Source organism: Schnuerera sp. (assembly GCF_035459645.1).
Classification (GTDB): Bacteria; Bacillota; Clostridia; order Tissierellales; family Tepidimicrobiaceae; genus Schnuerera.
This window is the reverse complement of the sequence record NZ_DATHXO010000112.1, coordinates 1-3,813: the sequence shown is the minus strand read 5'-3', so window position 1 is coordinate 3,813 and position 3,813 is coordinate 1. Positions and strand designations below refer to the sequence as shown.

The following is a 3,813-nucleotide window of genomic DNA, read 5'->3' as shown; positions in this document are numbered from 1 at the left end:
TTTCTACATTTGCAATATCATTAAGATGCACCACCCCACCAGTTGGTAAAGGAATGAGTAGGTTTTCAATTTCATCTAGAGCCTGAAATTCTCCTACTGTACGAATAGTTAGTTTTTGATTTCCTTTTTGAACTTCCCCGCCAGGAAGATTGAGATTTTCTCCACCTATAATTCCTGCTAAATAGTCTGTAGTTATTCCATATCCATACATTTTTTCCTTTATTACGCTAATTTCAATCTGCCTTTCATATCCACCTGTAACTTCAACAGAAGCCACTCCTTCTAATCTTTCAAGTTTAGGTTTGATTAAATCCTCTGCAATACTCTGACTTTCTGCCAAATCTCCAGAATGAGATAATGATACTTGTATAATAGGTTGTGCACTAGGATCGATCTTTAATACCATTGGGTCACTAGCCCCATCAGGTAAAAAACCTTTAATTAGATCTATCTTTTCACGCATCTCCAAAGATGCAAAATCCATATCAGTACCAAAAGCAAACTCTGCAATAACAATAGATTGACCTTCCGATGTAATAGAGCTTATATTTTCAATATTTCCTACTGTAGCAATTGATTCTTCTAGAGGCCTAGTTATTAGATTTTCCATCTCCTGAGGTCCTACCCCTTGATAACTTGTAGATACAATAGCTATGGGTATTTCAATGCTTGGTAGAAGATCGATTGGCAATCTATATAGAGAAACTACACCAAAAATAACAATTATCAATATGATCATCAAGGTAGTTACAGGCCTTTTTACAGATGCTCCCGATAAATTCATTAGTCAGTCCCCCTTATTACTTTTACAGCTCCACCATCTTCTACATAATTATGGCCACTTATAATAATCTTATCCTTTTCTTCAAGACCAGCCAAAATTTCTATATCCGTACCAGTATCCAATCCAATCTCTACTTCTTTTTCTACAGCTTTTCCATCCTCTACTATATATACTATATTTTTTTCATCCCTAACAATTACAGACTGACTAGGCACAGAAAGCACATCCTCTTTAACATCCAATGCAATTTCTACATTTGCAAACATTCCAGGCTTAATCTTGCCATCACTATTGTCTAAATATATCTTTACTGGATATAATTGAGTCCTTGCATCAGGTGCAGGAACGATACTATCTATAACTGCATCAAAGGGTTGAGAAGAAACAGCAGGAATAGTAACATTGACATCCTGTCCTTTTTCCAGTTTATTGATCAGTCCTTCTACTACATCCGTTCTCACATAAACCCTTTCCATACCCACTATATTCATGGCAGGTTGAGCACTAGAAGCCATCCCGCCCACTTCAATATTAACCCCTGCAACAAATCCATCAGCAGGAGAAGTGACTGTAGCATTATCCAATGCATCTTGTGCTTGATTATAAGCTAACTCTGCTTGTTCTAATTGAGCATTAGCTATCTCAATAACTTGATCAGATGCACCTATTTCAGCTTGATCTAATTGAGCCTGTAGCTGAGTTTCCTGTTGCTGTAAACCAAGTTCAGCTTGATCTAGTTGAGATTTTGAAATAGCTCCAGCTTCATAAAGCTTTCTAGTATTTTCAAGGTTTTCTCGAGCATTTTCAAGAACAGATTCTGTTAACTCCTTAGTCCGTTCCAAAGACTCTTGAGCAATCGAAGACTGTTCTTGGCTCATATTATAATTAGCTTTAGCCATTTCATATGCAATTTTAGCCTGATCTACCTGTTTACGAATATCCTTATCGTCTAAAGTAAAAAGTAGATCTCCTTTATTTACATAATCTCCATCTTTCACAGAAATACTTTTTACTTTTCCTGGAATAGTAGGCATCACCATTATATCTTTATCTGCAACTACTTTACCATTTATAGTAGTTATATTAGCTAAAGTATTAAAAGTTACCTCACTTACTTCAACAGGTATATATGATTCTTGTTCTTCATTAGAATCTTCTTCTACATTATCTTTCGTTGTACATCCAGTAAAGAGTATAATCACCATAGATACTACAAGCATAAGACCAATAATTCGCTTCTTCAAACTTAATTCCTCCCCATTTTATAACAAAGTTTCGCCGACCTACCAGTCAGTCATATTTTAAGCTTATTATAAGGCTACTAGTAAAATTAGCACCATATAATTTAATTTATATTCTTCATAGTAGCCTTTATCCATATTTACATAAAATTATTGTTGAAAATTAATTCCTTGGAGTAATGCTTCATACTGAAGCCATGCTTGGAACAAGTTCTGCTCTGCTGTTTTAACTTTGTTCATTTGGCTATTATACTCAGCTTCACCCTGTTTAAATTCAATTTCTGAAATCAATCCTAATTCATATCTAAGCTCTAAGACATGGTATTTATCCTGTTGATATTCAAGATTTTTATTCTCAATTTCCAAAGCCTCAACCTTATTTTGAATTTCTTCATATACTTTATCAAAAACTAATTCTACATTTTTATGCTCTTGGCTGAATTCTATAGAAGCATTTTCTAAATTTCGTGCTGCAGCTCTAATTTCATCATAATTTCCATGTTTTTCAGCCCATTCAGCATTTATATTCTGTATTTTATAATCATAGTTTTTGAGTTGAAGAGAATAGCTATTCCTCTTAGCCACTCTCAAATCACTTTTATATTTAATCTTAGATATAATTTTTTTATCTACAATAAAGGTATCTTCCATCTTTAAAGGAGTATCAAAATCTTGATCCATCATCAAGTTAAGCTCCTTTTTTATATTATCCATTTGAGTATCTAAAGTCTTTATACCTAATTCCAGTTGCTCCTTTTGGTTTTCAATGCCTTTAATATCTAATAATGTTATCATTCCTAGTTCTTCTTGCAAGACCATAATCTCTATTTGTTCTTCTAGTAGTTCTAAGTTTTCCACTAACTCATCCTTCTGTCTTCTTAAGCTATTATAACCTAGATACATATTTTGGGCTCCATAAATAATACTTTCATTTGCCATATCTAACTGTAAAATAGCCTTTTCCAATTCCAACTCTTGAGCAGGTAATTTATCCAACTGTTTTAACTGTTCCTTTAAGGCATTTCTATTTTGTTTAAGGGTTGAAATATTGGATTCATAAATTCCCTGTACATATCCTATTGTTTCAATAAAAGTATCATAAGCAACTGACTCTTCATATTCTATATCTGGCAATTCAATTATTCCACTATCTTCGTCTCCCAATCCTGGAACTCCACCTAATCCATCGTCCTCATCTGTCTTAATTAGTTCATCTATTTCATTTATCAACTTATCCTGCTGTCTAATCTTTTGATTCAAACCACTAATAGCCTTGTCGATTTCATCAATGGCATATTCTAAATCTTTTCTGCTATCCTCAGCATCTTTAATAGCATCTATGCTATCTATAAGGTTTTTCTCAATGTTTTTATTTATTTTAATTGTAGAATTTCGCTTTTTCATAAGTGTTTCAATATCATCGAATTTCAATCTACGTATCTCTTTATTACTTTTTGCATCAACTGTAAATGTTTGCATAACAAGCATTATCACAAGCAATACCAATAACCATTTGTTCTTTTTCATACGAACCTCCCCTTAGATTCCCAAAATCTTTATTCAACCATTCTATATATAAGGTATTATATTGATTCTAATTTATGAAGTCAATGATAAATATTAAATCTTATTGGAAGTTTTACTTTTTTCCATCCTTCTCAACCTTCTACTTAAAACATATTTAGGTACTCTACCTATAAGCAACCATCTCTTTTCTAAAGTTCCAATTAATAACACTAGTATAAAAGTGAGACCTAAACCCAATCCACCTATTAATACTAAAGAAGA

The 3,813-nt window shown here is 32.9% G+C and carries 3 protein-coding genes; all 3 read right to left on the bottom strand.

Features of this window, described 5'->3' with window-relative positions:
* Positions 1–784 (bottom strand): efflux RND transporter permease subunit (locus tag VK998_RS02735; protein WP_325225204.1); only part of this gene is annotated, 784 nt, incomplete at its 3' end.
* Positions 784–2,028, bottom strand: coding sequence for an efflux RND transporter periplasmic adaptor subunit (locus VK998_RS02730; RefSeq protein ID WP_325225202.1), 1,245 nt, complete (start codon positions 2,026–2,028; stop codon positions 784–786). The genes VK998_RS02730 and VK998_RS02735, both read right to left, overlap by 1 nt.
* Positions 2,029–2,175: 147 nt before the next feature.
* On the bottom strand, positions 2,176–3,552 hold the full coding sequence (locus VK998_RS02725) for a TolC family protein (RefSeq protein WP_325225200.1): 1,377 nt from the start codon (positions 3,550–3,552) through the stop codon (positions 2,176–2,178).
* Positions 3,553–3,813: the final 261 nt, after the last annotated feature.